Origin of the sequence: Wolbachia endosymbiont of Drosophila pseudotakahashii (genome assembly GCF_026015925.1) — a bacterium.
Taxonomy (GTDB): Bacteria; Pseudomonadota; Alphaproteobacteria; order Rickettsiales; family Anaplasmataceae; genus Wolbachia; species Wolbachia pipientis.
On the sequence record NZ_CP110359.1, the window covers coordinates 928699 to 955640 of the forward strand.

The 26942-nt window shown below is 38.4% G+C and carries 32 protein-coding genes and 8 pseudogenes; 23 read left to right on the forward strand and 17 right to left on the reverse strand.

What is annotated here, in order from left to right:
- Position 1: 1 nt before the first annotated feature.
- The 16 genes and pseudogenes from ONI09_RS04770 to ONI09_RS04845 form a co-directional block, all read right to left on the reverse strand.
- Positions 2-466 (reverse strand): phage baseplate assembly protein V, encoded by a 465-nt coding sequence (locus ONI09_RS04770; protein WP_265013839.1) that lies wholly within the window; start codon positions 464-466, stop codon positions 2-4.
- Positions 453-926 carry a hypothetical protein gene (locus tag ONI09_RS04775; protein WP_265013840.1) on the reverse strand — a complete coding sequence of 158 codons (474 nt, stop codon included), beginning with the start codon at positions 924-926 and terminating at the stop codon, positions 453-455. The genes ONI09_RS04770 and ONI09_RS04775 overlap by 14 nt, the downstream gene beginning before the upstream one ends.
- 6 nt (positions 927-932) lie before the next feature.
- Positions 933-1430 (reverse strand): phage tail protein, encoded by a 498-nt coding sequence (locus ONI09_RS04780; protein ID WP_265013841.1) that lies wholly within the window; start codon positions 1428-1430, stop codon positions 933-935.
- A complete protein-coding gene (locus ONI09_RS04785) occupies positions 1431-1649 on the reverse strand; it encodes a head-tail joining protein (RefSeq protein WP_265014433.1) in 219 nt (72 codons plus the stop codon).
- 169 nt (positions 1650-1818) lie between these two features.
- Complete coding sequence (locus ONI09_RS04790) at positions 1819-2820, reverse strand: major capsid protein (protein WP_265013842.1); 1002 nt, start codon at positions 2818-2820, stop codon at positions 1819-1821.
- 44 nt (positions 2821-2864) lie between these two features.
- Positions 2865-3236 carry a head decoration protein gene (locus ONI09_RS04795; protein WP_264707640.1) on the reverse strand — a complete coding sequence of 124 codons (372 nt, stop codon included), beginning with the start codon at positions 3234-3236 and terminating at the stop codon, positions 2865-2867.
- Between the two features lie 215 nt (positions 3237-3451).
- Positions 3452-4534 carry a S49 family peptidase gene (locus ONI09_RS04800; protein WP_265013843.1) on the reverse strand — a complete coding sequence of 361 codons (1083 nt, stop codon included), beginning with the start codon at positions 4532-4534 and terminating at the stop codon, positions 3452-3454.
- Positions 4531-5957, reverse strand: a pseudogene (locus ONI09_RS04805) (phage portal protein). The gene ONI09_RS04800 and the pseudogene ONI09_RS04805 overlap by 4 nt, the downstream one beginning before the upstream one ends.
- A gap of 137 nt (positions 5958-6094) precedes the next feature.
- Complete coding sequence (locus ONI09_RS06840) at positions 6095-6370, reverse strand: type II toxin-antitoxin system RelE family toxin (protein WP_319803728.1); 276 nt, start codon at positions 6368-6370, stop codon at positions 6095-6097.
- Positions 6367-6672 (reverse strand): hypothetical protein, encoded by a 306-nt coding sequence (locus ONI09_RS04815; RefSeq protein ID WP_265013844.1) that lies wholly within the window; start codon positions 6670-6672, stop codon positions 6367-6369. The genes ONI09_RS06840 and ONI09_RS04815 overlap by 4 nt, the downstream gene beginning before the upstream one ends.
- Positions 6673-6788: 116 nt before the next feature.
- Positions 6789-7028, reverse strand: a complete 240-nt coding sequence (locus ONI09_RS04820) for a hypothetical protein (RefSeq protein WP_265013845.1) — start codon at positions 7026-7028, stop codon at positions 6789-6791.
- 83 nt (positions 7029-7111) lie between these two features.
- Complete coding sequence (locus ONI09_RS04825; protein ID WP_265013846.1) at positions 7112-7519, reverse strand: hypothetical protein; 408 nt, start codon at positions 7517-7519, stop codon at positions 7112-7114.
- A 45-nt stretch (positions 7520-7564) separates the two neighbouring features.
- Positions 7565-7783, reverse strand: coding sequence for a gpW family protein (locus ONI09_RS04830; protein ID WP_264707678.1), 219 nt, complete (start codon positions 7781-7783; stop codon positions 7565-7567).
- Entirely contained in the window at positions 7783-9603 is a 1821-nt protein-coding gene (locus ONI09_RS04835; RefSeq protein WP_265014434.1) for a phage terminase large subunit family protein, read from the reverse strand. Before ONI09_RS04835 ends, ONI09_RS04830 begins: the two co-directional genes overlap by 1 nt.
- The gene (locus ONI09_RS04840) at positions 9600-9845 is read right to left on the reverse strand and encodes a hypothetical protein (protein WP_264707150.1); all 246 of its coding nucleotides are present in this window, start codon (positions 9843-9845) and stop codon (positions 9600-9602) included. The genes ONI09_RS04835 and ONI09_RS04840 overlap by 4 nt, the downstream gene beginning before the upstream one ends.
- Positions 9845-10120 (reverse strand): annotated as a pseudogene (locus ONI09_RS04845) (hypothetical protein); the annotation flags it as partial. The gene ONI09_RS04840 and the pseudogene ONI09_RS04845, both read right to left, overlap by 1 nt.
- Positions 10121-10195: 75 nt before the next feature.
- On the opposite strand from ONI09_RS04845, the pseudogene ONI09_RS04850 reads away from it, so the two are divergent.
- The 23 genes and pseudogenes from ONI09_RS04850 to ONI09_RS04960 form a co-directional block, all read left to right on the forward strand.
- Positions 10196-10504 (forward strand): annotated as a pseudogene (locus ONI09_RS04850) (Holliday junction resolvase); the annotation flags it as partial.
- A gap of 142 nt (positions 10505-10646) precedes the next feature.
- Positions 10647-11876: pseudogene (locus ONI09_RS04855) on the forward strand (DNA modification methylase).
- An 18-nt stretch (positions 11877-11894) separates the two neighbouring features.
- On the forward strand, positions 11895-12395 hold the full coding sequence (locus ONI09_RS04860) for a hypothetical protein (RefSeq protein ID WP_265013847.1): 501 nt from the start codon (positions 11895-11897) through the stop codon (positions 12393-12395).
- 120 nt (positions 12396-12515) lie between these two features.
- Entirely contained in the window at positions 12516-14345 is a 1830-nt protein-coding gene (locus ONI09_RS04865) for a phage terminase large subunit family protein (RefSeq protein WP_265013848.1), read from the forward strand.
- Positions 14345-14569, forward strand: coding sequence for a gpW family protein (locus tag ONI09_RS04870; RefSeq protein WP_265013849.1), 225 nt, complete (start codon positions 14345-14347; stop codon positions 14567-14569). The genes ONI09_RS04865 and ONI09_RS04870 overlap by 1 nt, the downstream gene beginning before the upstream one ends.
- On the forward strand, positions 14566-15057 hold the full coding sequence (locus tag ONI09_RS04875; protein WP_265013850.1) for a glycoside hydrolase family 25 protein: 492 nt from the start codon (positions 14566-14568) through the stop codon (positions 15055-15057). Before ONI09_RS04870 ends, ONI09_RS04875 begins: the two co-directional genes overlap by 4 nt.
- A gap of 181 nt (positions 15058-15238) precedes the next feature.
- Positions 15239-16660 (forward strand): annotated as a pseudogene (locus ONI09_RS04880) (phage portal protein).
- A 3-nt stretch (positions 16661-16663) separates the two neighbouring features.
- Positions 16664-17734: a S49 family peptidase gene (locus tag ONI09_RS04885; protein WP_265013851.1), complete on the forward strand. Its 1071-nt coding sequence runs from the start codon at positions 16664-16666 to the stop codon at positions 17732-17734.
- Between the two features lie 108 nt (positions 17735-17842).
- Positions 17843-18210: pseudogene (locus tag ONI09_RS04890) on the forward strand (head decoration protein).
- A gap of 49 nt (positions 18211-18259) precedes the next feature.
- Positions 18260-19137: pseudogene (locus ONI09_RS04895) on the forward strand (major capsid protein).
- 102 nt (positions 19138-19239) lie between these two features.
- On the forward strand, positions 19240-19545 hold the full coding sequence (locus ONI09_RS04900) for a head-tail joining protein (protein WP_265013852.1): 306 nt from the start codon (positions 19240-19242) through the stop codon (positions 19543-19545).
- On the forward strand, positions 19546-20064 hold the full coding sequence (locus ONI09_RS04905; protein WP_265013853.1) for a phage tail protein: 519 nt from the start codon (positions 19546-19548) through the stop codon (positions 20062-20064).
- A gap of 3 nt (positions 20065-20067) precedes the next feature.
- Positions 20068-20541 carry a hypothetical protein gene (locus tag ONI09_RS04910; protein WP_265013854.1) on the forward strand — a complete coding sequence of 158 codons (474 nt, stop codon included), beginning with the start codon at positions 20068-20070 and terminating at the stop codon, positions 20539-20541.
- Positions 20528-20983, forward strand: a complete 456-nt coding sequence (locus ONI09_RS04915) for a phage baseplate assembly protein V (RefSeq protein WP_265013855.1) — start codon at positions 20528-20530, stop codon at positions 20981-20983. Before ONI09_RS04910 ends, ONI09_RS04915 begins: the two co-directional genes overlap by 14 nt.
- Positions 20984-20991: 8 nt before the next feature.
- Positions 20992-21246, forward strand: a complete 255-nt coding sequence (locus ONI09_RS04920; RefSeq protein ID WP_265013856.1) for a PAAR domain-containing protein — start codon at positions 20992-20994, stop codon at positions 21244-21246.
- A 2-nt stretch (positions 21247-21248) separates the two neighbouring features.
- Complete coding sequence (locus ONI09_RS04925) at positions 21249-21584, forward strand: GPW/gp25 family protein (RefSeq protein WP_265013857.1); 336 nt, start codon at positions 21249-21251, stop codon at positions 21582-21584.
- A gap of 2 nt (positions 21585-21586) precedes the next feature.
- Positions 21587-22387, forward strand: coding sequence for a baseplate assembly protein (locus tag ONI09_RS04930; protein WP_265013858.1), 801 nt, complete (start codon positions 21587-21589; stop codon positions 22385-22387).
- A 280-nt stretch (positions 22388-22667) separates the two neighbouring features.
- Positions 22668-23834, forward strand: a pseudogene (locus tag ONI09_RS04935) (phage tail protein).
- A gap of 184 nt (positions 23835-24018) precedes the next feature.
- Positions 24019-24414 (forward strand): ankyrin repeat domain-containing protein, encoded by a 396-nt coding sequence (locus tag ONI09_RS04940; protein ID WP_265013859.1) that lies wholly within the window; start codon positions 24019-24021, stop codon positions 24412-24414.
- A 3-nt stretch (positions 24415-24417) separates the two neighbouring features.
- Complete coding sequence (locus ONI09_RS04945) at positions 24418-24636, forward strand: hypothetical protein (RefSeq protein WP_265013708.1); 219 nt, start codon at positions 24418-24420, stop codon at positions 24634-24636.
- A 219-nt stretch (positions 24637-24855) separates the two neighbouring features.
- Positions 24856-25254, forward strand: coding sequence for a reverse transcriptase N-terminal domain-containing protein (locus tag ONI09_RS04950; protein WP_265013707.1), 399 nt, complete (start codon positions 24856-24858; stop codon positions 25252-25254).
- A 21-nt stretch (positions 25255-25275) separates the two neighbouring features.
- Entirely contained in the window at positions 25276-26550 is a 1275-nt protein-coding gene (locus tag ONI09_RS04955; protein WP_265013706.1) for a reverse transcriptase domain-containing protein, read from the forward strand.
- A 26-nt stretch (positions 26551-26576) separates the two neighbouring features.
- On the forward strand, positions 26577-26744 hold the full coding sequence (locus ONI09_RS04960) for a hypothetical protein (protein ID WP_265013860.1): 168 nt from the start codon (positions 26577-26579) through the stop codon (positions 26742-26744).
- Positions 26745-26774: 30 nt separating this feature from the next.
- Here the strand turns inward: ONI09_RS04960 and ONI09_RS07005 are convergent, their stop codons facing one another.
- On the reverse strand, positions 26775-26933 hold the full coding sequence (locus tag ONI09_RS07005; protein ID WP_237357337.1) for a hypothetical protein: 159 nt from the start codon (positions 26931-26933) through the stop codon (positions 26775-26777).
- Positions 26934-26942: the final 9 nt, after the last annotated feature.

Genomic DNA, 26942 nt, shown 5'->3' on the forward strand with positions numbered 1-26942 from the left:
GCTAGTTTAGATTTATTCTTTGTGCCTTAAGTTTTATTCCTTCCTTTGTTATTTCTATACTTGATTTCCCAACTTGCAATGTTATTTTATCTACTACGTCAACTTCAAAATGATGCTTTTCCTTGTCGTACAATAACTTTGTCCCATCTTTAAATACTACACTACTTATTTCCTTTTTATTCTCTGGAGGCGGATATTTCTCCTGATATATTGCTGGTAATACTACTCCCAAAGATAATTCCCCAAATGGCGATAATACTATTACTTGCTCATCAATATTCGGCACAAACCAACTTCTATCTTCTCCTGCTCTTGCCGTTACCCATGGAAGCCAATCGGTTATAAATTCTCCTACTTTTACCCGCACTCTTGCCTTTTCATGGTCTATTTCTTTAACTAGACCTATACGAATAATGTTCGCTAGCCTTCTATTTAGCTCTGCAATCGCAAAATTATGGTCTAACATTTTCGCCAACACTTATCGTATGTGGTATAACCCCAATTTCTGACCATATTGATTCCCCTGTATGTAGCTCGTGAACCCATTCTACCAACCACACTAAATATGCATCCAACTCTGGTTTAAAATCATCTCCTCCTGCTGATAAAAACTCTCCAGGTGCAATATTTTTCACGTTCCAAGTATTTTTGTTTACTACTCTTGCTACTTCTGCTGCTAATGATCTCACAATTATCGAGGCATTTTCTACTGTACTATCAACTACAATTCTTGCTTCAAATCTTGCTCTCAGCGCGAACTCCTCTGTTCCTGGATCTTTTCCCGGTTCTAAACTCACAAGCTCTACAAATAACGCTGGCGCTAATAATTCTTTTCTTATTGCTGGGTAAACTTCGCACGTCTGTATCGCTGGTATTTCTTCCTTTAGCATTGTACAAATCTTCTGATGTAGATCTCTCCAAAACATACGCTCTTAAAAAAAATTAAGTTCATGGTCGAAATACTTCTCAAATACTCTTTCTGCTTCATTTTCAGCTAACTCTTTCATTATTTCCCGAGCTTGCGTGTTTACTTTAATTTCATCTATTGGTAACGGTGTCATGTACCTTCTTTTGAATATTCCTATATGACCATTTTTCATTGTTGCTATAAATGCTCCTTCATACGTACGGCTTCCTACCTTTGCTCCTATCTTTGTCTGTTTTATACTCCCAAGTTTTGCTACTCCTATCCACTGCGAACTAAGCTTTATTATAGACCACAAACGCTTTCTATTTGCTTTATCCACACTTAACTTTTTTCTCATTGCTTTTTTTGGTATTTGTTTTTCTTCGCTAACTTGTTTGACAGTTTGCGATCTTACCCATAGTGCTGTTTTGTTTAATGCCCTCACCGTTGCTTTTTCCACTTTTTTCCTTTCAGCATCTATACTTTGTATAATACTACCGGTGACTTCGATGTTAATACGCATCTACATCCCTGACGCTTGAATTTTCCATAGCATTCCCGAATTGTCCCTAAGTGGTGGTGAATGTACTTTGTACTTACGCTTATCAATAATAAAGGTATCTCCTACTACTGGCTGCAATACATCGAATATACTCACCTCCAAAATCAACATCTCCCCTACAAATTGTCCTTCACCAATCCCGTATAATTTATCTGGCTGTTGCTTTAATATCTGCACCATGTATGACTTATCCTTTGATTCATACAAAGCTTACTGTCCTAAATGTGTAAAACAATCTGCAAATAATCTTTTAATATCTCTAAACATAATTTTTTAGTTGCTTTTTATTCTTTAGTTGATATAATGTTTCCTGTTCGGGGTATTAAAAACAATCTGTTTACCTCACCTGTTATGCAGCGAGTTTTACAAGTATACCTGGGCGATGGCACATTGGTAGAGGGTTTGATTGGGTATTAAGTTCAGTCCATCTATCAAATCTTCTTGGCTCTTGTTTTGCATAGAGCGGTTGTCCTAGTGTATTTACCGTCTCATTAAAGTCTGCTGGGGCAAAGTAAGTCGTAAATGTATTAGCTGTACCAAGTGGAAAACAGTGTCCCGTATCTTTTTCTATAAATCTTCTCACAATTCCTTCAGGGTCAGTTGCTTGTCCTCTGTACTCCTTAAATGTTATTCCACAGAACGTAAATCCTGATCTCATATCGTTCCGGAGTGCTGCTCCTTCTTGCCATCTCTCATATGCCTCTTTTACTTTGGCATGCGAAGTTAGTGCATCAAAAAACTCTGGACTTACCAGCGCATGAATCCCAGTCATGTATTCACCACTTAAGTTGTCCTCAACATGACGCAATACTTCCAGACACTTACGCTTTACATCAGTGGTTGCTGTTCCCAGTGCAAAATTTACTACTTTCGGTGTAATTTCAAATTCGTTATACAGATTTAACAATTCACTGCCATCTGCGTCCAGAATAATCCCTTTCAATGCTCCCATCCGCAAATGCTCTAACGTTATCGCGTGTTTGTTTCTCATCATCTGCAAATGATCCGTTATTACATCTGCCAGCGCCTTAAGTTCATTCTCTGACCCAAATGCCCTTATTCCTTTCACTTCCCCAGGCAACACTACATCATCATGGGGAATATGCGGAATGGTAAAAGTTCTTATTTTCCTTTTTCCTCGTTTTCCTACTGTTGCTGGTGCTCCTGGCACTTGCGTTGGTAATAAAGTTAAAACTCCTTGGTGTTCTTCTATCGTAATATGACGAAATCTTACTGACCTACTTGGAAATAAATTTAAATTTTCTGTTCGACCATAATTTATCGGCAATATGTTCATTGCATTTGTTAATGCTGTCATACTAAATGCCGGATTTGTAAATGGATTTTGCATATTTTTCCCCTTGTTTTCCCTATTAATTTAAGTTGAGTTGAAGTTTAGACACCTTTGCGGATGATGATACCCCGTGCGTCAAGTTGCTTTATTGCTGCAGCTTTCTGCTCTTCTGTTATATTTGCTGGCCACACCACTGCATGATCCGCTAGCATCGCAATACGTGTAATGATTACTGCTTTGGTGGTTTCCGTTGCATTTACATCACTTGTTATTACACCTATTGCTGTTTGCGTGCCGTCTGTAGCTGTTGGATTTAAGGACTTAATTAGACCGTCTTTAGTATCACACCCAACAACTGTACCAAGTTTAAGGTTCTGCCCCTTTGCTACTGTTATTTGGTCTCTTGAATATAGATTTGATGCCTCATACTTTAATAGGTCACCAAGGTTATTTTGTTCGGTTATACAACTCATAAATTTTTCTCCTTTTTTTCCCTTTAGTTTTACCGCCATGTTTGATACGCGGCGGTAAAAGATAGATTGCTTATAATTTTTGGCTACTTGTTTACCGCTGTGTTTGTAGCTGTTATACGCCGCGGTAAAAGATATGCCATCCTGTAATTGGCTATTCTGGCGGACTTTGGTCACTTATTTACCGCGGCGTTTGTAATTGCTGATACCTAAATTTCTCAAATGCCAGATTGCGCTCGAGTTCTTGCTACCTGCATCATCAAGTCTTCTGGTGTATTTTGCGGTATTGTACTCAGTATCTCTGTCTTCTTTGTTCTCTCTGCTAGTATCGACATCAATATCTCTTGGGCTTGTTTGGCATTTACATTCTGCTCGATAAATTCTCCTATTTTCTCTGGCATCTTTGATAAATTACATAATCTTATCACCTCTAAAATTTCTCTACGACAGTTCTCGTAGCCTACATGTTTTGCTTCCTCAATTAACTCATTAGTATTTATGGTTTGTTCTTTTGTCATACTAAAACTCCTATGATTATTAATAAATTCAGAATATGTTATTACTTCATCAGCAAGTCCAATCTCTATTGCTTTCTCACCAAAATATAGCCCTGCTTCCGTTGATTTGATTCTTTCCGTGGACAAATTTCTGTTTCGTGCTATAAGCTGGACAAACATCTCATATAGGCGGTCTACTTCCTCTTGCAAGCTTTCCACACTTTCTGATGTTATTGGCTCATGCGGATTTAAATCGTTTTTTCGATTCCCAGCAAATACTGTGGTATATTTTATCCCCTGTTTTTCATCAAACCCACTTTGGTCTATATGACTTGCTATTACTCCTATGCTTCCAACTCCTGAAGTCCTCGTTACCAATACTTTTTCAGCACTTGACGCTATCGCATATGCCGCAGAATACGCATCATCATTTGCTATTGCCACAATCCTCTTTTTTGTCCTTGCTTCGTAAATAAAGTCAGCAAGGTCGAATAAACCGTTTACTTCTCCTCCGGGGCTGTCTATGTCCAAAATTATTGTTTCTACTTCTTCATCTATTAAAGCTTTTTCTATCTCTTCACGTATCTTCTCATATGATGTCATTCCCAACATATCATCAAAACTTCCTGGTTTCTTGGTCAAAATTCCATGTATCGGTATTATTGCTATTTTTTCTACGTTGTTTTCTGCAGTGTGTTTTATGTTTTTAAACGTAGGGTGTTTTGCTGCATGTAACGACAATAGATCAAAACTTCTTTGCTCCATCATTACCGGTCTGTTCAGCCACATTGCTTGTTGTTTCATGTCATTTCCGCAAAACTACTTTGTACATCAGAGTCAAAACTTAAGCCCAGTTCACTTGCACGTCTTTGATCCTCAGCAATTTCCTGGTCTATTTCTTCTATATCGTAACCTAGCTCTGAAACCACCTCTGACCTACTTTTAAACCCATTTCTTACCGCCATTTGCTGTGCTTGCTGGTCTTTCAGTGGATCTACGTAAGCACACCCTTGCGGTATCCATTTTACCTCTTTTGCTGTTTCTTTTGCCCAATTTTCACCTATGTCCAGTTCTCCAGATAGTATTGCTAATTCTAACCACCTATCCCATACTGGACGGCAAAATTGAAATACCATTATGTTATGCTGTAACATTCCGCACCTCCTACGAAACTCTATTAATCCTGCTCGGATTGATGAATAATTGACACCACTTAGATCTCCTGTTAGCTGCTCGTAAGTTATTCCCATGCCTACTGCTATTGCTCTAAGCTGCTGTTTCATGAATGCTTCGTAACTTCCTCCAACATCTGATGGTTCCGAGAACTTGATATCTTCTCCGGGATCAAGTAATTGCATAGTCCCAGGTTCTAAACCAGATAATGCTACTCCATGCTCATTTGCTTCATCTTCTCCTAAAATATTTGCTTCTGGATCGAGTCTGGTAATAAACCCAGCAAACATTGCAGCAGTCTTTTTTCTGACTAATTCCGCATCATCGTATTGATCAAGTTCATAGAGCTTTAACAGCACACTGGACAACCATGGTACTCCTCGAATCTGCCCAGGTCTTAGTGGTCTATAGATATGTAAAACATCGTTTGCTGGCACTCTTACTGATTCGCCAAACGAGAGCCTTCACCTGGATGTTCTCTAAATAGGTAATATGCTTCTCTTTGCCCAAGTCGGTTAAATTCAATGCCGTTTCTTATTACATTACCATTGGCAAGGGTTTGATTGCTCTTATTGTCTAAATGCTCTGATTCAAGTACTTGTAATTGCAAAGGAACGGAGAAACCATCTCCGGGTTTTCTTGTTCTTAGCCTTACAAAACACTCGCCGCCTTCTATCATACTTCTGCATATTAGAGCTTGTAACCCATAAAAATCACTCACTCCACTACTGTCTGCTTCATCTGTCCATCTCAGCCATAATTCTTGAACTCTTTTGCGAAACTCTGCATCTTTGGCTTTTGACTGCGGTTTTATTCCTGTCCCAACGCAATTACTCACTATCGTATCGATGATGTTTGCTGCATAGGAATTCTTTCTTACCATGTTACGTGAACGACTACGCAGGTGTTCAAGGCTTTGGGAAAGTAAGCTATTTATACTTCCTACTTCTGGTTGAAAGTGCAATAATCTTCTGCCAGATCCAGCTCCATCCCATGCTGAACCTTTAGGCTTTGGTGGTTTGCGGAATAATTGTTTGAATGATTTTAGTAACATTTAGACCCTTCAAATTGGGCAACAAGTTGCTGCACAAATTCAACAGTTTTTGTTTTAAGCTTTCAGTAACTTGCTAGAGAATTTGGTAAACAGGCTGTTATAAATTGTGCAGGAGGCTCTTGCACAAATGCCGCTGATTATTCTGGACTGCGTTCATAAATGTCCTTTCGATGTCCCATTGCAGTAATAGTTACTGTGCGTTTTGAGTAATTTATCCTGTAAATCACGCGGTAATCACTTACTCGTATCCTAAAATACCCCTTGAATTCATGAGATAATGCTTTGCCTATAGCTTTAGGGTTGGTTGCAAGACGGCTATCTACAGCTCTCCTAACTCTAGACCTTACTGTCGGTGGTAACGCAAGAAAATCCCTCTCAAGAACTTTTTTTGAGTAGATAATATCGTATCTCAGCTTATATCCTCACCTTTGATCGTTTTTGCGGATAATATTCTGTCCCAGTCCACATCCTCACTTCTAATTTCTTCGTCGCCTCTAGCATCACGCTCAAGAGAAAGCTTAGCTAACTCTGTATCTACTTCATCTATTTCATCATCATCTTCAGATAGTTTGCTTGCTTCAACCTCTTCTTCTACTAGATCCTTCACAACTTCTTCGATAGTTTTATTTTGAATTTTCGCCATTTTTGTAAGATACTGAGCAAACTCACCCTCGAAACTTACATTAACATTGAGCCTTTCTTGACCGTGAATCATACATTAACCACAAAACATCAACCTTAAACTATAACATTTTTACTCAATTTTGTCAATTACCCTATTCATCTAAAAAATAATACTTAGCTCGGATACGATACTCACTTACAGCTTTTTTAACTCTCAACGTCATCCCCCCAGTCTACATCCTCATGAGCAACTGTTTTTGCACCTGGAACATCACGTTCCTTAATAATTTCAGCCATCTCTTTCTCTGCCTCAAATTCTTCCTTTACAAGATACACCAAAACTTCTGGTATAGTCTTACTCCACGCTTCCGCCACTTCTGTAAGATACTGAGCCAATTCACCCTCGAAACTTACATTAACATTTAGCTTTTTTTGACTTTGAGTCATACATTAACCAGAAAATACCAACTTTTAACTATAACATTTTCACTTAATTTTGACAACTCCCTTATCCATTGCAATAGCAACATTTAAAGTAAGCTTGATCGTCCCATAAGAGGCTGTACAGTAACGTCTGTTAAAAACGTACTCACTTGCTCATTAAAGCTTTCTCGATCATAAGGAATATCTTGTCTTCTACCCAATTCTTCTGATGTTCTTCCTCCAGCACTCCTAATAGCACTTTCTAATTCTCTAAATGCATTGTTATTTATTCTCGGCCTTTCATTTATTCTTGGATTATTACCTTGACTGTCAAACATAATTGCACAATCTAAAGCTGTAAACTGCCTGCCATCAAGAGTCATAATAGTATCATTAATGCAATCTTCTCCTAATTGATTGACAATCTCTAATGCCCTTGTATTACTACTCCCCAAAGGAATAGACCCCATTTCTTCAAGTAGTTCTCTTTGCAATCTTTCTACATTTCCTATCATGTTACCCCTATATTTATAAATTTTCTAACATACAGTATTACATTTTCACTTGTCAATTCCTTTATTCGTTGAAATAACAATCTTTCTCTTCGCTGCGATTTTCAATTCAGATTTAATGCGTTGTCTTAAGCTCAAGAGGTCACTTATCTGAATTTCTGCGTACCTAACCACGTGATCACCGTACGCAATTGATACTACTCTTTCCCCGCTCTGTAGCTTCTTTATCGCTTCTTCTACTTGAGTTAAATATTCTTGGTTGTACATCAACTTTTCTCATTCAACCATTGACTTCTTCTCACTCTTTTTGACTTTTTAGTTTTTTCACCTACTAAACTTTCCCACTTACTCTCTGGCCATCTATCTATTCCCAGTGCTATCGATGCTGCTCTTGCATAAACTCTGCAATCTAGTACTTCATTTCGATCCCTTATCTTTTGCCACTCTTGTTTGGTATACCCTTTTACTACCTTGGTAATTAGTTGCTCTGCGGTTAGCTGCTTAAAATATTCAGGTGGATACTCTGGAAAATGACAATACCCCGGCGCCCCTTCTGTTAAAACATTAAGTAATTGGAAAAGCTCGGACTTCAATATCGATACCCCAACTGGCCACAGCTTCATTCCTCTCTTTAGCTTTTGTCCGCTAACTGTTACATCTACTCTACTTGGGCTGCTCAGTGGCACTAGCGCTTTGTTTGCCCCTTTTACTGCCATTACTCTTCCAGAGCCTTGGTGACCTCTTACCCAGTTATAAACCTCTTGCGTTGCATACCCTGCATCTACCGCCATCATACTTATCATATATTCAAGCCCATTTTCACCGATAAAATGATGATTCAAAAGCTCTGAAAGTTTTTCCCATACTTCTCCACTTCCAGTATCACCTTCTAATACCTGGTAGTCTATTGACCAACTCTCACGACCCATACCCCATGCTACTACTTCTACTTCTAACCGATCTTTTTGTACATCAACCCCTGCCGTTAACACTATTTTTCCACCTTTTGGCACCGTACCTATCGGAAAATTTTCTCGACGCTCAAATAGTTGCTTCCAGTCTGGTACTTCTCCTTTGTCTACCCAGGTCTCTCCCAGCGTGGTATTTATCCAAACTTTCAGTAATTGTTCATTTTCCTTTGCATGCAGATAATCTTCTACTGCTTGTTTCCAGCTATACCAACCAACTGGGCTATACAAGCTTGAAAGGTGGAATCCTTTTTTTTCACCTTTTATTGGATTAGTAGGCCTCCATTCACCTCTAGCTAACATCTCTGTTTTCTGATGATTTTTTATTTCTCCCCTACACTCTATGCAAACGTAGTGCGCTGTATTTGGGTTTTTATCTTTCCACTTTATCTGTGGCCATTTCAGCACCTGATAGTGATCACAATGTGGACAAGGTACAAAAAAGTATCGTTTGTCTGAACTCTCAAATTCTTTTTCTATTCTGCTTATTCCGTGAACCGTTGGTGTTGAAACTAAAAAGATTTTTCGCCGCGTAAATGTATTAGTTCGCGCGATACTGAGAAGAACTGGATCTCCTTCTCCTCCTGAATCTCCTGGATATGCATCTACTTCATCTAAAAAAAGATATTTTACTGGCATTGAACGTAAACCCACTGGACTATTGGCACCTGTTACTACTACCGCTCCTCCCAGAAATTCCTTACTTTGTACAGTGTTGCCTGAATCTCTCGACCTTGGATCTTTTATTTTACTCCTTAAACATGGCGTATCTTCAATGAGCGGCGCAAATCTTCCCTTTGACCAACGCTTGCCCATTTCTACTGTTGGCTGTACTACTAGCATTGGCCCTGGTGTTTGGTCGATTATATATCCTATCCAGTTATTCCCAGCTTCTGTTCCGCCAATTTGTGCTCCTTTCATGAATACCACTTTTTCAGTCGGTGAAGACGAAGATAGTGAATCCATTATTTCTCTGAGGTATGGTGTTCTCTCTGTCCTCCATTTTCCTGGTTCTGATGATGCTATCGTTGAAAGCTGACGGTTCTTATCTGCCCACTCTGATACTTTAAGTGGTGGATCTGGCTTTAACCCTGTATAAAAGCTACTGCTATAGATCACACCATTACCTGCCAAAGTTTTGCTACATTTTCTACTTCCATATCGGTAAAAGTAGAACTTGGTTGTTTACAGTGGACATCTGTTGATTCTTTAGCAAAACAACTTAGAATAATGACTGCAATTATTCCAGCATATGCCGTAGAAATAGAGATGCTTATAGCTATTGAGCCTATTATTATAAGGCGTCTACTAATTTTCTTTAATAATTTTAAATTATTTGAATATAAATTAACAGTAGTCATTAAAATGTATTTTTCGATAATTCTTCGAGTGCATTGGTAATCTCTTCTGTTAACGTTCCATGGATCTTTTCTGTGTCGTTCATCGATGCCAGTAATGCTGATACTCTGTCTGGAATATTGAGGAGATTATTTCTTACCACTCTTGCCACATTAAATGCTTCAGTCTTTACTTCTTCTACTGAGATAAGTTCACCAATTTCAGCTTTTGCCTCGAGCAGTTTTCCCCGCTCCATCTCGTTTTTAATTCGGGTTTTAAGCAACATCGTTGAAAGATCATTATTTCCTCTTTTTTCCCCTTCTTTTACCGTTTTTCTTCTTGAATTTGGGCAAAGGTTTTGCCAGTATTGGAAAGTATTGAAGCAGTGTATTTTGAAGAAGTGAGAAGACATTTAGGTACTGACGCTGCACATTGTTATGGTGGTTTTTTTGCCATTTTAACTGCTTGGTGTGAAGAGCATCATATACCATACAAAGGTGTTCCGGTGAAGACGATAAAACGTTTCATAGCAGGCAAAGGCAATGCAAGTAAGGGTGAAGTTATTGAAGCTGTAAAGGGAAAAGGGTTTATTCCTCAAGATGATAATGAGGGGGATGCTTTGGCATTGATGTTCTACGTTAATAATTTTAGCAAAGATTTTAATATGCTAAGCATCCCATAGAAAGTGGGTCCTTCCCGCCAACCAGGCTGACTTGGGAGCGAAACTACGGATCCTCTCTAGCGTCAGACGTATTTTGATTATTAACTTTTTAATCAATTATTAAGAATTTAAACATAGCAATTTAATAAGAATTTCCACTAATATGAACTTAGCAACACACTACTATCCTATTGAAAATCTTGTCGAATACGATCGTAACCCTCGCAAGAATGACGATGTAGTAAACAGGATGTGCGCCTCTATTCGGGAATTTGGTTTTCGTATTCCGATAGTTGCAAAAAGCGATGGCACTGTGGTTGATGGTCATTTACGCCTCAAAGCAGCAAGAAAATTGGGTATGGAGAGTATTCCAGTGGTGCTCAGTGATAATTTAAGTGAAGCCCAAACCAAAGCTTTTCGTTTACTAGCAAATCAATCAGCTAACTGGGCAAAGTGGGACGATGATCTTTTAAAGGTGGAAATTCAAGAGTTAGAAGATTTGCAGTTTGACCTCAAAATGACCGGATTTGAGCTGGAAAAGGTTCAACGTTTTCTTGATGATTTAGATGGAGAAAACAGTGAAAAAGAAGATTTTTCCGACTTAGCTGGTGATAGCAAAAAGGTAAAAATAACAAAACCAGGAGATCTGTGGATTTTAGGTGGTCATCGAATCTACTGTGGTGATAGTTGTCTGGTTGAATCATTTAAAGCGGTACTGGACGATAAAATGGCAGATATTACCGTGTGTGACCCTCCGTATAACGTAGCATATGGTGACAGTCAGGAAAGAGAAGACAAAAAAATACTAAACGATGATCAAGGTGAAAATTACGAATTGTTCCTTTATGACATTTGTTCTCACGTTTTAGCATAAACCAAAGGGGCAATTTACATCTGTGCATCATCATCAGAGCTTTCGACCTTGCAAAAGGTATTTGAAGAAGCAGGTGGTCGTTGGTCGACATTCATCATTTGGGCAAAGAATCATTTTACGCTCGGAAGATCTGATTATCAAAGACAATACGAAACAATACTCTACGGTTGGAAAAACGGCAATAAACGTGAGTGGCATGGAGGACGCAATCAAAGTGATCTCTGGTTTCACGACAAGCCAACATACAACTCACTACATCCAACGATGAAACCAGTGGAGTTAATGGAGAGAGCGATAGTAAACAGCAGTAGACCAGGGGACATAGTTCTTGATCCATTTAGCAGGTCTGGGAGTACGTTGATTGCATGTGAGAGGACAGGAAGAATATGCAGAACTATAGAACTTGATCCCAAATTTGTTGATATATCCATAAAGCGCTGGAGAGTATACACGGGAAGAGAAGCGATACTTTCCAATACTGGCAAAACCTTTGCCCAAATTCAAGAAGAAAAACGGTAAAAGAAGGGAGAAAAAAAAGTGGGAGGGGCGAAAGTAACGCAGACAGAATGGGCGAGGGAAAAAGGGTTTTCGAAGCAATACGTGTGTTATTTAGTAAAAAAAGGAATAGTTGAGCTGGAGGATGGTTTGATTGACCGAGAACAAGCAAATAGAGCAATAGAAGCAATACGAGATCCAAGTCAACCACTGAGGAGAAAAGGCAGAGAAATTGAGGAAAAAAGGGGAAGCATCAGTGAGCTCTCTACCATGCTGCTAAAAACCAGGATAAAAAATGAAATGGAGCGGGGAAAACTGCTCGAGGCAAAAGCGAAAGCTGAAATTGGTGAACTTATCTCAGTAGAAGAAGTAAAGACTGAAGCATTTAATGTTGCGAGAGTTGTCCGTAATAATTTGCTTAACATTCCAGATAGGGTTTCAGCGTTACTAGCATCGATAAATGACACAGAGAAGATCCATGAAACATTAACTGAGGAAATCAGAACAGCTTTAGAAGAGTTAGTGGAAAATACATTTCAATGATACTAAGGAAGCGCTTGATAGGTTTAATAAACATATTAGTTGCAATACTGATTTTAAGTAAGGCATCAGCGTGCAGACAAAAAATACCATTTTCCCTTAAAAGTACAACAATTGCAGCAAATGATCTATAGTAGTAGTTTCTATGCAGGATTAAGGCCAGATCTACCGCTAAAAGTATCAGAGTGGGCAGATAGAAATCGTCAACTTTCAACGATAGCATCATCAGAGCCAGGGAAATGGAGAACAGAGAGAACGCCGTACCTTAAGGAAATAATGGATTCACTATCTTCATCTTCGCCGGCTGAAAAAGTGGTATTCATGAAAGGAGCGCAGATTGGAGGAACAGAAGCTGGGAACAACTGGATAGGCTATATTATCGACCAAACACCAGGGCCAATGCTGGTAGTACAGCCGACAGTAGAGATGGGAAAGCGCTGGTCCAAGGGAAGATTTGCACCACTTATTGAAAGCACACCATGTTTAAAAGATAAAGTAAAAGACCCAAGATCAAGAGATTCAGGTAACACAGTACAAAGCAAAGAGTTTCCGGGAGGAATTGTAGTAATAACCGGAGCAAATAGCAGTGTAGGACTGAGATCTATGCCAGTAAAATACCTCTTTCTTGATGAAATAGATGCATATCCAGGAGGTTCAGGAGGAGAAGGAGATCCAGTTTTGCTCAGCATTGCTCGAACTAATACATTTATGCGGAGAAAAATATTCTTGGTTTCAACGCCAACGTTTCACGGAATAAGCAGAATAGAGAGGGAATTTGAGAGTTCAGATAAACGATACTTTTTTGTACCTTGTCCACATTGTGATCACTATCAGGTGCTGAAATGGCCGCAAATAAAGTGGCAAGATAAAAATCCAAATACAGCGCACTATGTGTGTATAGAGTGTAACGGCAAAATAGAAAATCATCAAAAAACAGAGATGCTAGCTAGAGGTGAATGGAGGCCTACTAATCCAATAAAAGGTGAAAAAAAAGGGTTTCATCTATCGAGTTTGTATAGCCCAGTAGGCTGGTATAGTTGGAAACAAGCAGTGGAAGATTATCTGCATGCGAAGGAAAATGAACAATTACTGAAAGTTTGGATAAATACAACACTGGGAGAAACCTGGGTAGATAAAGGAGAAGTACCAGACTGGAAGCAACTATTTGAGCGTCGAGAAAATTTTCCGATAGGTACGGTGTCAAAAGGTGGAAAAATAGTGTTAACGGCAGGGGTTGATGTACAAAAAGATCGTTTAGAGGCGGAAATTGTAGCATGGGGAAGAAACCGAGAAAGTTGGTCAATAGACTACCAGGTATTTGAAGGTGATACTGGAAGTGGAGAAGTATGGGGAAAACTGTCAGAGCTTTTGAATCATCATTTTATCGGTGAAAACGGGCTTGAATACATGATAAGTATGATGGCGGTAGATGCTGGGTATGCAACACAAGAAGTATACAATTGGGTAAGAAGTCATCAAGGCTCTGGAAGAGTAATGGCAGTAAAAGGGGCAAACAAAGCGCTAGTGCCACTTAGCAGCCCAAGTAGAGTAGATGTAACAGTTAGCGGACAAAAGCTAAAGAGAGGAATGAAGCCGTGGCCAGTAGGAGTATCGATATTAAAGTCAGAACTTTTTCAATTACTTAATGTTTTAAAAGAAGAAGAGAAAGTGCCAGCAGGGTATTGTCATTTTCCCGAGTATGCACCTGAATATTTTAAGCAGCTAACGGCAGAGCAATTAGTCAGCAAGGTAGTAAAAGGGTATACCAAACAAGAGTGGCAAAAGATAAGAGACCGAAATGAAGTATTAGATTGCCGAATTTACGCAAGAGCAGCGTCGATAGCACTGGGAATAGATAGGTGGCCAGAGAGTAAATGGGAAAGTTTAGCAGGTGAAAAAGCTAAAAAGTCAAAGAGAGTGAGAAGGAGTCAATGGTTGAGTGAGAAAAGTTGATGTATAGCCAAGAATATTTAGATCAAGTAGAAAAAGCAATCAAGAAGCTGCAAAGCGGGAAACGGGTAGTATCGATTGCATATGGCGATCATGTGGTTAGGTACGGAGAAGTGCAGATAAATGACCTCTTGAGCTTAAGACAACGCATTAAATCTGAGCTGAAAGTCGCAGGTGTGAAGCCGAAGAGAAAGATTGTTATTGCAACTGGTAAAGGAGTTATATGAGAAGTTATATGATGGAAAATGAATACCCAGACTTTTTAGAGCATTTAAAGTATATTATAGCCACTGGTACACCAGGGATGCTTGTAAATGCAATAATAGACATTTCCCATTGGAATAAAAGTGTGGATTTTAAGCTGGTGAAAGAAGATGGTATAGTGGGCATCATGCACAAAGCAACGCAAGGAGTAAAGTACGTAGATCCTGAGTATGCAAAAAGAAGAAAATCCGCTGAAGAAGAGAGTTTGATGTGGGGTGCGTGTCATTTTGGCATCGGGGAGAACGGCAGAGACCAAGCTGATCATTTTCTCGAAACAATTGGCGATAGTTCAAGTATATTGCTAGCCCTCGACATTGAAGAAAATAAAGATGGAAAAAGTATAACAGCAAAACAAGCGGAAGACTTTGTTAATCGAGTTTATGTAGTAACGGGACGTTTGCCGTTAATTTATGGAAATGCGTATTTTCTCAACCACTCCAACTCTAACTGAATGCCCACTATGGTTATCAAAATGGGGAGGAGAGCCAACACTACCAATAGGATGGAAAAAATGGACTTTATGCCGATGGTAAAACAGGTCCTAAACCAAATTCAATAGAAGGCATAGGACCATGCGATAGGAACAAATTCAACGGGACATTGGAAGAGTTACAAGATTTTTGGATATCATGATGTTATTGAAATCATTCAAGCAATTATTCCACAAGCGGCCAAAACCAAAAGGTTCAGCATGGGATGGAGCTGGATCTGGCAGAAGATTATTGCACTTTCAACCAGAGTCAGGAAGCATAAATAGCTTACTTTCCCAGAGCCTTGAACACCTGCGTAGTCGGTCACGTGACATGGTAAGAAAGAACTCCTATGCGGCAAACATAATCGATACGATAGTGAGTAATTGCGTTGGGACAGGAATAAAGCCGCAGTCAAAGGCGAAAGATGGAGAGTTTCGGAAAAAAATCCAAGAATTATGGCTGAGATGGACAGATGAAGCAGACAGTAGCGGAGTGAGTGATTTTTATGGATTACAAGCTTTGGTTTGTAGGAGCATGATAGAAGGAGGAGAATGTTTTGTACGGCTGAGAACGAGAAAACGAGAAGATGGTCTTTGTGTGCCGTTGCAACTGCAAGTACTTGAATCAGAGCATTTAGACAATAAGAGCAATCAAACCCTTGCCAACGGTAATGTAATAAGAAACGGGATTGAATTTAACCGATTGGGGCAAAGAGAGGCGTATTACCTTTTTCGAGAGCACCCTGGTGAAGGATCATTTGGAGAATCAGTTAGAGTACCAGCAAATGATGTTTTACATATTTACAGACCACTAAGACCTGCGCAGATTCGAGGAGTACCGTGGTTGTCCAGTGTACTGTTAAAGCTCTATGAACTTGATCAATACGATGATGCAGAGCTGGTGAGAAAAAAGACAGCAGCGATGTTTGCAGGGTTTATTACGAGACTTGATCCTGAAGCGAACATCATGGGAGAAGGAGAGAGTAATGAACATGGAGTAGCGCTGTCTGGCTTAGAACCTGGGACTATGCAATTACTTGATCCCGGAGAAGATATTAAGTTCTCGGAACCATCAGACGTTGGGGGAAGTTATGAAGCATTCATGAAACAGCAGCTCAGGGCAATAGCAGTAGGCATGGGAATAACGTATGAGCAGCTAACAGGAGATCTTACCGGGGTCAATTATTCATCGATATGAGCAGGGTTAATAGAGTTTCGCCGGAGGTGCGCAATGTTACAGCATAACGTGGTAGTATTTCAGCTTTGCCGGCCAGTATGGGATAGGTGGCTAGAATTAGCACTACTCTCTGGAGAACTGGACATAGGTGAAAATTGGGCAAAAGAAACAGCAAAAGAGGTAAAATGGATACCGCAAGGGTGTGCTTACGTAGATCCACTAAAAGACCAGCAAGCACAGCAAATGGCAGTAAGGAATGGGTTTAAGAGCAGGTCGGAGGTGGTTTCGGAACTTGGTTATGATGTAGAAGAAATAGATCAAGAAATTGCTGAAGATCAAAGACGTGCGAGTGAATTGGGATTAAGTTTTGATTCTGACGTTACTACTAATCAAGAGATAATATAAGCGATGTGGCTAAATAGACCAATGATGATAGAGCAAAGAAGCTTTGATTTATTGTCATTACATGCAGAGAAGCATCCAACGTTTAAAAACATAAAACATGTAATAAGAAATAGTAAAAAGGGAATAAAAGTACATGGAATCTTGACAAAGAATTCAGAAGCTTTTGATGATATTTTAGGGATGACACCATACGAGAAGATACGTGAAGAGATAGAAGAAGCTTTAATAGATGAAGAAGTAGAAACAATAATTTTGGATATAGACAGCCCTGGAGGAGAAGTAAACGGTTTATTCGACCTTTCCGACTTTATTTACAAAGCGAGAAAGTTAAAAAAGATCATCGCAATGACCAATGATGATGCGTATTCTGCGGCGTATGCAATAGCGTCAAGTGCTGAAAAAGTATTGGTAACGAGGACTTCAGGAGTTGGAAGCATAGGAGTAATAGCAAGTCATATAGATCAAAGTGGGTTTGATGAAAAACAGGGAATAAAATATACCACAGTATTTGCAGGAAAGAGAAAAAACGATTTAAATCCGCATGAGCCGATAACATCTGAGAGTTTGGAAAGCTTACAAAAGGAAGTAGATCGCCTGTATGAGATGTTTGTCCAGCTCATAGCACGAAACAGAAATTTGTTCACGGAAAGAATCAAATCAACGGAAGCAGGGCTATATTTTGGTGAGAGAGCAATAGAGATAGGTCTTGCTGATGGAATTACAACGTTTTCAGAATTTATTGATAATTATAGGAGTAATAGTATGAACAAAGTTGAGATAAAAGAACAAGCAATAGATATTGATGATCTAATTGAACAAGGAAGATGTTTAGGGTACGAGAGTTGCCGCAAGGAAGTATTAGAGGTAATAAGATTATGTAATTTATCAAAGATGCCAGAGAAAATAGGAGAATTTATTGAGCAGGATGTAAATGCCAAACAAGCGCAAGAGATATTAATGTCGATACTGGCGGAGAGAACGAAGAAGACAGAGATACTAAGTACAATACCACAAAGTTCATCAGAAGATTTAATGATGCAAGTGGCTAAAGCACGCCAGAATAGCCAATTATAAGCAATCTATCTTTTACCGCGGAATATAGCAATAATAAACGCCGCGGTAAACAGGCTATATCGCCCGTTAACAAAAGCAGCGAAAGTAGAAAATAAAGGAGAAAAATTTATGAGTTGTATAACCGAACAAAATAACCTTGGTGACCTATTAAAGTATGAGGCATCAAATTTATATTCAAGAGACCAAATAACAGTAGCAAAGGGGCAAAACCTAAAGCTTGGTACGGTTGTTGGTCGTGATAAAGATGATCTAATTAAAATTATAAACTTAGCAGCGACAGATGGAACGCAAACAGCGATAGGTGTAATAACAAGTGATGTAAACGCAACGGAAACTACCAAAGCGGTAATCATTACACGTATAGCAATGCTAGCGGATCATGCAGTTGTGTGGCCAGCAAATATCACTGAGGAGCAAAAAGCTGCAGCAATAAACAACTTGAAGCACAAGGTATCATCATCCGTAAAGGTGTCTAAAAACCAGCACGGAACTAAAAACACTATTAAGGGAAAATAAGGAGAAAAAATGCAAAATCCATTTACAAATCCAGCATTTAGTATGACGGAATTAACTAAAGCAATAAACATATTGCCGATAAATTATGGTCGAACAGAAAGCTTAAATTTATTTCCAAGTAGATCGGTAAGATTTCGACATATTACAATAGAAGAGCAAAACGGAGTATTGAGTTTATTACCAACGCAAGTTCCGGGAGCACCAGCAACAGTGGGAAAACGTGGAAAACGAAAAATAAGAACATTCATAATTCCGCATATTCCACATGATGATGTAGTGTTACCTGAGGAAGTGCAAGGGATAAGAGCATTTGGGTCAGAGAATGAACTGAAAGCGTTTACAACGAATTTGAAATTACGCCAAAAGTGGTAAATTTCGCATTGGGAACAGCAACGACAGATGTAAAAAGAAAATGTCTGGAAGTATTGCGCCATGTTGAGGACAACTTAAGTGGTGAATATATGACTGGGATTCATGCGCTGGTAAGTCCTGAGTTTTTTGATGCTTTAACTTCTCATACCAAAGTAAAAGAAGCATATGAGAGATGGCAAGAAGGAGCAGCGCTAAGGAACGATATGAGATCAGGATTTACATTCTGTGGAATAACATTTGAGGAGTATAGAGGACAAGCAACTGACCCTGAAGGAAACGTGAGAAGGTTTATAGAAAAAGACACGGGACACTGTTTTCCACTTGGTACAGCTAATACATTTACTACTTACTTTGCGCCAGCGGACTTTAATGAAACAGTAAACACACTAGGACAACCGCTCTATGCAAAACAAGAGCTAAGAAGGTTTGATAGAGGGACCGATTTACATACGCAGTCAAATTCTTTACCAATGTGCCATCGTCCAGAAACATTAATCAAAGTCATTGCAGCATAACAATACTGGTAGAGCAACTATAAAAGTGGTGAGGTATGAGACTGCGCTACCAGTATGCCCCTTCTTAGCGTGCATGTAGAGATTAGTGCATAAAGGTAAAATATGCAAGGAAAAATAGAAAGATTATTTGCAGATTGTTTTGCACATCTAGGGCAGCAAGCGTTGTATGAATCAAAGGATAAGTCATATATGGTGCAAATATTAAAACAACAGCCAGATAAATTATACGAGATTGGTGAAGGACAATTTGTAGGGGAGATATTGATTTTGGAGGTGAGTGTCTTTGATGTATTGCAGCCAGTAGTAGGAGATATCTTTATTATTGGTGACCGTAGATACAAAGTACACTCACCGCCACTCAGAGATAACTCTGGAATGATCTGGAAAATTCAAGCGTTGAGGGTATAAATGCGTATTAACATCGAAGTGACCGGTAGCATAGAAAAAGTTATGCAAAGCATAGATGCAGAGAAAGCGAAAGTGGAAAAAGCGACGGTGAGGGCATTAAACAAAACAGCGCTGTGGGTAAGATCGCAAACTGTTAAACAAGTTGGCGAAGAAAAACAAATACCAAAAAAAGCAATGAGAAAAAAGTTAAGTGTGGATAAAGCAAATAGAAAGCGCTTATGGTCAGTAGTAAAGCTCAGTTCGCAGTGGATAGGAGTAGCAAAACTTGGGAGTATAAAACAGACAAAGATAGGAGCAAAGGTAGGAAGCCGTACGTATGAAGGAGCATTTATAGCAACAATGAAAAATGGTCATATAGGAATATTCAAAAGAAGGTACATGACACCGTTGCCAATAGATGAAATTAAAGTAAACACGCAAGCTCGGGAAATAATGAAAGAGTTAGCTGAAAATGAAGCAGAAAGAGTATTTGAGAAGTATTTCGACCATGAACTTAATTTTATTTTAAGAGGATCATAATGTATGTTTTGGAGAGATCTACATCAGAAGATTTGTACAATGCTACAGGAAGAAATACCAGCGATACAGACATGTGAAGTATATCCAATGATAAGAAGGGAAATAGTAGCGCCAGCGGTATTTGTAGAATTGTCAAGTTTAGAGCAAGGAAAAGATCCAGGAACAGAGGAGTTCGCGCTGAGAGCAAGATTTGAAGCAAGAATTGTAGTTGATAGTACAGTAGAGAATGCCTCGATAATTGTGAGATCATTAGCAGCAGAAGTAGCAAGAGTAGTAAACAAAAATACTTGGAACGTGAAAAATATTGCACCTGGAGAGTTTTTATCAGCAGGAGGAGATGATTTTAGGCCAGAGTTGGATACATATCTAGTGTGGATGGTTGAATGGGTGCATGAAATCCATGTATGGAAGTCAGTGTGGTCAGAAACTGGTATCATACCACATACAATAAGTGTTGGCGAAAATGTTAGAGCATAATTTTGCAATTTCAGAGCTGAATAGGAAGTTAGCGAATATTATTCGTATAGGTCTAGTTAAAGAAGTAGACTATGAAAAAGCAAGAGTAAGGGTCAAAGTAGGAGAATTTTTAACAGATTGGTTACCATGGATAACTTATCGAGCTGAAAGCTGGTCACCACCGAATATTGATGAACAGGTAGTAGTGTTATCGCCGTTCGGGGAATTATCTTTGGGAGTAGTATTACCAGCAATATATCAGGAGAAATATCCGCCTCCAGAGAATAAAAAGGAAATAAGTAGTGTGGTATTTAAAGATGGGACAAAGTTATTGTACGACAAGGAAAAGCATCATTTTGAAGTTGACGTAGTAGATAAAATAACATTGCAAGTTGGGAAATCAAGTATAGAAATAACAAAGGAAGGAATAAAACTTAAGGCACAAAGAATAAATCTAAATTAGGAAAAGGAATGAATAAATCAGTTATATGCCTAGGAGATCACTGCGGGGAAGCGTTGCCGCATTTTTGTATAAGTGGAAGCAGTGATGTATTTGCGAATAGTAGACCAATTTGTAGGCAAGGAGATAGTTTTAGTGAAAATAAGGTAATGGCACAAGGGTCGAAAGCAGTGTTTGCAAATGGTCATGGTATAGGAAGAGTTGGGGATTCAGTATCTTGTGGTTTCAAGGTAATAAGTGGAAGTGAAAACGTGTTTGCAGGCTAAAAATGAAAGGGATGAGCAATAAAACTGGAAAAGAGCTTGAAGGAATAGAACATTTAAAGCAATCAATAGTTAATATTTTAACCACGCCGATAGGCAGCAGAATAATGAGGAGGGAGTATGGCTCAAGGCTATTTGAGTTAATTGATCGGCCAATAAATAGAGATTTTACGTTAGAAATTTATGCGGCAACAGCGAAAGCACTACAAAAGTGGGAAACAAGGTTCAAACTCGAAAAGGTAAAAATCACAGAAGTAAAAGAAGGGAAAGTAACGATTGATCTAGAAGGATTGTACTTGCCAAATGGAAAAAATATTCATTTTGATGGGATTGTGGTATAGAGATGGAGCAGCCAAATATTATCGAACCACTGAACTTTGAAGAGATTTTTTCTCGGATGAAAGAGGAATTAGTAAGTCGTGATGAAGGTTTTACGGCATTAGTAGAAAGTGACCCAGCAATAAAGATTTTAGAGGTAGCAGCATGGCGAGAACTTTTTCTGAGAGAAAGAATAAATGAAGCGGTAAAAAGTAATTTACTTAAGTTTGCGACGGGAAATGATCTTGATAATTTAGCTGAATTTTACGGAGTTGAAAGAGAAAAAGAAGAGGATGACGAACGATTTAGAAAAAGAATCAAGGCAAAAATAAAAGGCTGGTTAACTGGAGGGAGTAAAGAATATTATCGATATCATGCACTCTCAGCAGATAGAAGAGTAAAGGATGCGCTGGTTGAATCAAAAGTGCCAGGGAGTGTAGAGATCTCGATTTTATCCACGGAGTTATCCACAAATGGCATAGTATCTGAAGAACTACTTGATATTGTAAGAAAGCGAGTCACCAGGGATGATATAAGGGTATTGACAGATACGATAACAGTAATTGGTTGCAATATTATAGAAATAGTTATTCACAGTAAAATTAGCATTAAAAGACCAGATATTATTGAAACAGTGAAAAAGAAATTTATCGAAAAGTTTGAAGCAAGCAAAAGACTCGGATGGAGTGTCACAAGGTCGTGGATTATAGCGAATTTGTTCGTAGAAGGAGTAGAAAACGTGGAATTAATAGAGCCAAAGGAGGATGTTGTGGTACTGGGGAATGAGTGTGCTGCCCTCGGCTACGTCAAGTTAGAGGAAATGTGAGATTTGAAACGTATTTGGGGGAATTGTACCAGTGAGAGGATTACGTGCAATACGGGAGTTAAAGATAAAAACGGCCAATGTTATGCAGACGAAAAGACTCTCCATCTTCTAAGTGTTGCAACTTATTTTTTAAGGTATTCACAATATAGTCAAATATCAAAGAAAGTATTTTTAATTCCGAGAATATCTTTGTTTTTTATCAGTTCTGCAATGATCTCTTGCTTACTCATGGGTTACCTAAATAAAAAAGAAAGTTAAAGCATTACAGAAAAAAAAGCAAATGAAAAGTTTATTACCGCCAAACGCAACAAAGCAAGAAAAAGCGCTGGTTGATGTAATAGATTACAAAGTAGAACCAAGCAGGATAAGGGGATTTAAGTTTAATCCTAAAGATGAAATATTGCCATGGATAGTAGAGGGATATGGTCTAGAAGAGATTCTGCGTTGGGCAAAAGAGAAAAGAAGAGCGATAAAAGAAGGGGTAGAATTTCAGCGTTTAAGAGGAACACCAGCATCGCTGAAAATAGCATTAAAATGGGCAAATATAGAAGATATTACAATTATTGAAGAGCCACCTGGAGAACACTTTTTTGAATTATAGATAGGGATAAGAGATGTACCAAATGATTTCTTTGTAGATGCAGTAGTAGAACTAGCAAAACTATCACTACCTGCAAGATCGAGGTTAATGAGGCTTTTCAATGACCACTATAATATTGGAAGATTTATTTTAGATGAAAGCTTTTTTGGCAGCTTATTATCAGACTACTCTGGTACAAAGATCGAAAAAGATGGACCAGTGTTATCATTTGGAAGAGTAAATTTTTTCATGTCTCATGGTCCAGTTATTAGGATTGTAGAAAACTATCTACGCGATCATTATGAACGAGCTTTAAGCAATGATATATATCGGTTGGATGTAGCAATACTTGGAGAAACCGAACCTCACACAAAGAATTATAACGGTATTTATGAAAGAAATCATGTGTGGTATAACTTCAAAGCGCTATATCCGCTACCACAGAGCTTATTACCGGCAATTAAGTTTGCGAAAGCGCAAGTTATATTATCGGATAGTTGGGATTTAGGAGACATAAATGCGTGCTTTCCAGTTAGTAGAGTAGAAGAAAGAGGAAATAAATTTGTATTGGGAAGTAGCAAACTATCTGAAGAACTGTGGAATTTAAAATACAAGCCAATTTTAGAAAGGTTTAGCGTTACTCACCACTACAAGGTAGAAGATTTTACCAACCAAAAAGTTATAAGATTTGGTTTAGCAGAACACAATGTTCATTTTGAAAGCGATTTAAATTCAGAGCAAAAGGATTCAATACATGAACCGGAAAATTACATTTTAGTGTTTTACCCAGGTGTACTAACGTGGCACGAACACCGTCATTTGAACAGAAGTTGGGAAGAGAAACAAGTAATATGTTTAATGCATTAAGCATATATATTTATATCTTCATATACTATATTAGTATTTAGTTAAAAAAGGTGTACTACGCGAAAAAAGACTTGCCTTTTTATACTAAAACACGCATAACTTAAATAGTAGCAAGTAAACAAAAAAAATTGATCTTGCACTGAAGTGAGCCAAATTGGCTTATGTTTTTATAGTGAGGTATGTAATGAGGTTTAGCAAGGAAAAGAGAGAAGCTTTTAATAAGTCATTTTATGAATTATTAGACAACTCGTTTAAGAATATTAATGAAAAAGATGAAAAAGGGGAAACGATACTACATAAGGCAGCAAGAATGTCGACAAGAAAAAAAGTAAGTTTTCTAGTCAAGAAAGGAGCGGAAGTCAATGCGAGAGATAACAAGGGTTTTACACCGTTACACTGGGGAGCATTAGCGAAACGTCTAGAAATCGTGAGGGAATTGATAAAATCAGGAGCAGACGTAAATGCTGAGGAATATGGAAATAAATGCATACCTCTACACCTTGCGTGCATGGTAGGGTGCGACCCGAAAGTCGTGATTTTGTGGTGGTTAAATTCCATCTTCCCTAAACATCAGGGATAAAGTATGTCTCACATTTTAGAAAGTGGCAACTTCTGGGATGCAAGCATGAGACAAAAGCAGGTAATACCTAACCTTATGGTAAATCCCTGCAAACAGAGTTGGATAAGGTTACGAAAGGAACTTATGTTTGAATTGTCGTCAGCAGGAATATGCGAAATAAGGTTGATACGCATAGACCAAAATGGTAGAAGCGCAAAGAGGAATCAAGATCCTACCACTTGATTATGGATGTTCTCAGCTTCCGGCAAAAAGTAAGAACCTAAGTCCAACATGAAACAAAATCATGGAACGGAGTAACCGCATAGATGCTCTTATATTTATTTAGATATAAGCAGGTAGCCAACCGTAAGCTTCTATGTGGAAGGATTGTTTAAGAAGCTAACGCCCAAAGTAATATTTGGGATATGCAGACGTAAACACTGTAATTTGGAAGGTAAAGTTATGAGTAGTAGTGAATATGTTATGAGCCAACAAAATGTTAGGTATGAATGGAATGAAATTTCTTGGCGTAAGCTGGAGAAATCTTCATTTAAGCTACAAAAACGAATTTACCAAGCTTCTAAATGTAATGATATCAAAAAGATGCATAATCTTCAGAGATTATTACTCAAATCAACAAGTGCAAGAATGCTCGCAGTTAGAAGAGTAACACAGGACAATAGAGGGAAAAAGACTGCAGGTATTGATGGGAAAGCCAATCTCGACCAAAAAGAAAGAATGCAATTAGCAAATTCTATGGATTTAAGAGGAAGAGCAAAACCATCAAGACGAGTCTGGATACCAAAACCTGGCAAGCCATTGGAGCGTCGTCCCCTTGGTATTCCCACTATATCGTGTTGAGCAAAACAAACACTTGTAAAAATGGCGTTGGAACCTGAATGGGAAGCAAAATTTGAGCCGAACACTTATGGTTTTAGACCTGGTAGATCTTGTCACGATGCTATGAAGGCCATATTCAATGCACTAAGTCAGAAAACAGCATATTGTTTAGATGCTGATATTTCAGGGTGTTTCGATAATATTAAACACTATGCATTGCTTGAAAAACTCAATACCACACCAACATTAAGAAAAACAATAAAAGGATGGTTGAGAGCAGGAGTAATAGAAAATAGAATTTTCCAGCCAACTAAGAGTGGTACAATTCAAGGAGGAACTATCTCTCCATTATTGGCTTGTATAGCATTACACGGTATGGAACAATATATTAAAGAAGCATTAAAAAGTGAACTTTTTCTATATAGAAGAAGAAAGTATGGTACAGCATCGCAGCAACGGGCACAACAAGCTCTTAGTATAATTTTTTATGCTGATGATTTTGTTGTTATACATGAGAGTGAGGAGATCCTTATTAAGGCAAAGGTACTAATCGAAGAATGGTTAAAAATCATTGGATTAGAACTAAAACCTTCAAAAACAAGGATTTCCCATACTTTAGAAGGGGATAAACCAGGATTTGATTTTCTTGGATTTTCAATAAGACACTACCTAACAAGAAATAATAAGAAAGGTTACAAGTTATTAATCAAACCAAGTCGTGAATCTATAAAACAGCATAATTTCATTATCAAACATAAGATTAGAAAATTGAGGGGAGCAACACAAGAAATAGTAATTAAAGTACTTAATCCAATTATTAGAGGATGGAGTCAATATTACTCTTGTGTAGTTTCAAGTGAAACATTTAATCTTATCGACAGTGTAATGTTCAGAAAACTTTGGAAGTGGGCGTTATATAAACACCCAAACAAAGGAAAATGCTGGATCAAAAGAAAGTACTTCAAGAAGTATGGTAATGATAATTGGCGATTTATGACAAGTAACGAAGTGAATCTTATAAGACACGGAGATCATGTTATTAAGCGACATATCAAAGTGAAAGGAACCAAATCTCCATACGATGGTGATTGGGTTTACTGGGGGAATCGTCTTAATAGAATACTAGATAAATCACCGAGAGTAATAAAGCTGTTGAAGTTACAACAAGGCAAATGTGATCAATGTCAACTTTGGTTCAAGAGTGATGATATTCTAGAAATACACCATAAAGACCAAAATAGGAAAAATAATATGATCAAAAATTTATTATTATTACATGGACATTGTCACGATATTTTACACAGGAAGTGTGCATGACAAGCACCAAATTGCAGAGGAGCCGTATGACGGTAACCTGTCACGTACGGTTCTGCAGTCGAGTGGGGAGAGGTGACTTTCTCCACTTAGATACCTGTACAACTGTACGAACATTGTCTAGCAGGAGGGTGTCATCCCAGCGCCCCTATGATGTCATCACAGTGCTTGACACTTGGATCCAGAAATTTTATTAAGTTGGTAAGCATAAAAGTAGCCGTTTTATGTTAAAATACAACGTTTTGATGATTATGAAAAGGCTGGATCCCAGTGTCTGGGCACTGGGATGACACCATCTGCCACGCAAATTGCCTGCAAATTGCAATGTTCGTACAGTTGTGTGGTAGATGCAAGTAGCTGACACTGGGATTTGTTGTGTTTAACAAAAACAAATG

What these genes read in the sequence shown, in the direction of transcription:
- ONI09_RS04875 (WP_265013850.1), top strand. Translation starts at nt 14,566, where the DNA reads ATGAGAAGTTATATGATGGAAAATGAATACCCAGACTTTTTAGAGCAT.
- ONI09_RS04960 (WP_265013860.1), top strand. Translation starts at nt 26,577, where the DNA reads ATGACGGTAACCTGTCACGTACGGTTCTGCAGTCGAGTGGGGAGAGGT.
- ONI09_RS04775 (WP_265013840.1), bottom strand. Translation starts at nt 926, where the DNA reads ATGTTTTGGAGAGATCTACATCAGAAGATTTGTACAATGCTAAAGGAA.
- ONI09_RS04925 (WP_265013857.1), top strand. Translation starts at nt 21,249, where the DNA reads ATGAAAGGGATGAGCAATAAAACTGGAAAAGAGCTTGAAGGAATAGAA.
- ONI09_RS04955 (WP_265013706.1), top strand. Translation starts at nt 25,276, where the DNA reads ATGGCGTTGGAACCTGAATGGGAAGCAAAATTTGAGCCGAACACTTAT.
- ONI09_RS04785 (WP_265014433.1), bottom strand. Translation starts at nt 1,649, where the DNA reads ATGGTGCAGATATTAAAGCAACAGCCAGATAAATTATACGGGATTGGT.
- ONI09_RS04780 (WP_265013841.1), bottom strand. Translation starts at nt 1,430, where the DNA reads ATGCGTATTAACATCGAAGTCACCGGTAGTATTATACAAAGTATAGAT.
- ONI09_RS04870 (WP_265013849.1), top strand. Translation starts at nt 14,345, where the DNA reads ATGTATAGCCAAGAATATTTAGATCAAGTAGAAAAAGCAATCAAGAAG.
- ONI09_RS04840 (WP_264707150.1), bottom strand. Translation starts at nt 9,845, where the DNA reads ATGACTACTGTTAATTTATATTCAAATAATTTAAAATTATTAAAGAAA.
- ONI09_RS04865 (WP_265013848.1), top strand. Translation starts at nt 12,516, where the DNA reads ATGATCTATAGTAGTAGTTTCTATGCAGGATTAAGGCCAGATCTACCG.
- ONI09_RS04770 (WP_265013839.1), bottom strand. Translation starts at nt 466, where the DNA reads ATGTTAGACCATAATTTTGCGATTGCAGAGCTAAATAGAAGGCTAGCG.
- ONI09_RS04930 (WP_265013858.1), top strand. Translation starts at nt 21,587, where the DNA reads ATGGAGCAGCCAAATATTATCGAACCACTGAACTTTGAAGAGATTTTT.
- ONI09_RS04820 (WP_265013845.1), bottom strand. Translation starts at nt 7,028, where the DNA reads ATGACTCAAAGTCAAAAAAAGCTAAATGTTAATGTAAGTTTCGAGGGT.
- ONI09_RS04800 (WP_265013843.1), bottom strand. Translation starts at nt 4,534, where the DNA reads ATGAAACAACAAGCAATGTGGCTGAACAGACCGGTAATGATGGAGCAA.
- ONI09_RS04885 (WP_265013851.1), top strand. Translation starts at nt 16,664, where the DNA reads ATGTGGCTAAATAGACCAATGATGATAGAGCAAAGAAGCTTTGATTTA.
- ONI09_RS04920 (WP_265013856.1), top strand. Translation starts at nt 20,992, where the DNA reads ATGAATAAATCAGTTATATGCCTAGGAGATCACTGCGGGGAAGCGTTG.
- ONI09_RS04790 (WP_265013842.1), bottom strand. Translation starts at nt 2,820, where the DNA reads ATGCAAAATCCATTTACAAATCCGGCATTTAGTATGACAGCATTAACA.
- ONI09_RS04910 (WP_265013854.1), top strand. Translation starts at nt 20,068, where the DNA reads ATGTTTTGGAGAGATCTACATCAGAAGATTTGTACAATGCTACAGGAA.
- ONI09_RS04945 (WP_265013708.1), top strand. Translation starts at nt 24,418, where the DNA reads ATGTCTCACATTTTAGAAAGTGGCAACTTCTGGGATGCAAGCATGAGA.
- ONI09_RS04795 (WP_264707640.1), bottom strand. Translation starts at nt 3,236, where the DNA reads ATGAGTTGTATAACCGAACAAAATAACCTTGGTGACCTATTAAAGTAT.
- ONI09_RS04950 (WP_265013707.1), top strand. Translation starts at nt 24,856, where the DNA reads ATGAGTAGTAGTGAATATGTTATGAGCCAACAAAATGTTAGGTATGAA.
- ONI09_RS04940 (WP_265013859.1), top strand. Translation starts at nt 24,019, where the DNA reads ATGAGGTTTAGCAAGGAAAAGAGAGAAGCTTTTAATAAGTCATTTTAT.
- ONI09_RS04830 (WP_264707678.1), bottom strand. Translation starts at nt 7,783, where the DNA reads ATGTACAACCAAGAATATTTAACTCAAGTAGAAGAAGCGATAAAGAAG.
- ONI09_RS04825 (WP_265013846.1), bottom strand. Translation starts at nt 7,519, where the DNA reads ATGATAGGAAATGTAGAAAGATTGCAAAGAGAACTACTTGAAGAAATG.
- ONI09_RS04900 (WP_265013852.1), top strand. Translation starts at nt 19,240, where the DNA reads ATGCAAGGAAAAATAGAAAGATTATTTGCAGATTGTTTTGCACATCTA.
- ONI09_RS04915 (WP_265013855.1), top strand. Translation starts at nt 20,528, where the DNA reads ATGTTAGAGCATAATTTTGCAATTTCAGAGCTGAATAGGAAGTTAGCG.
- ONI09_RS04815 (WP_265013844.1), bottom strand. Translation starts at nt 6,672, where the DNA reads ATGATTCACGGTCAAGAAAGGCTCAATGTTAATGTAAGTTTCGAGGGT.
- ONI09_RS04905 (WP_265013853.1), top strand. Translation starts at nt 19,546, where the DNA reads ATGCGTATTAACATCGAAGTGACCGGTAGCATAGAAAAAGTTATGCAA.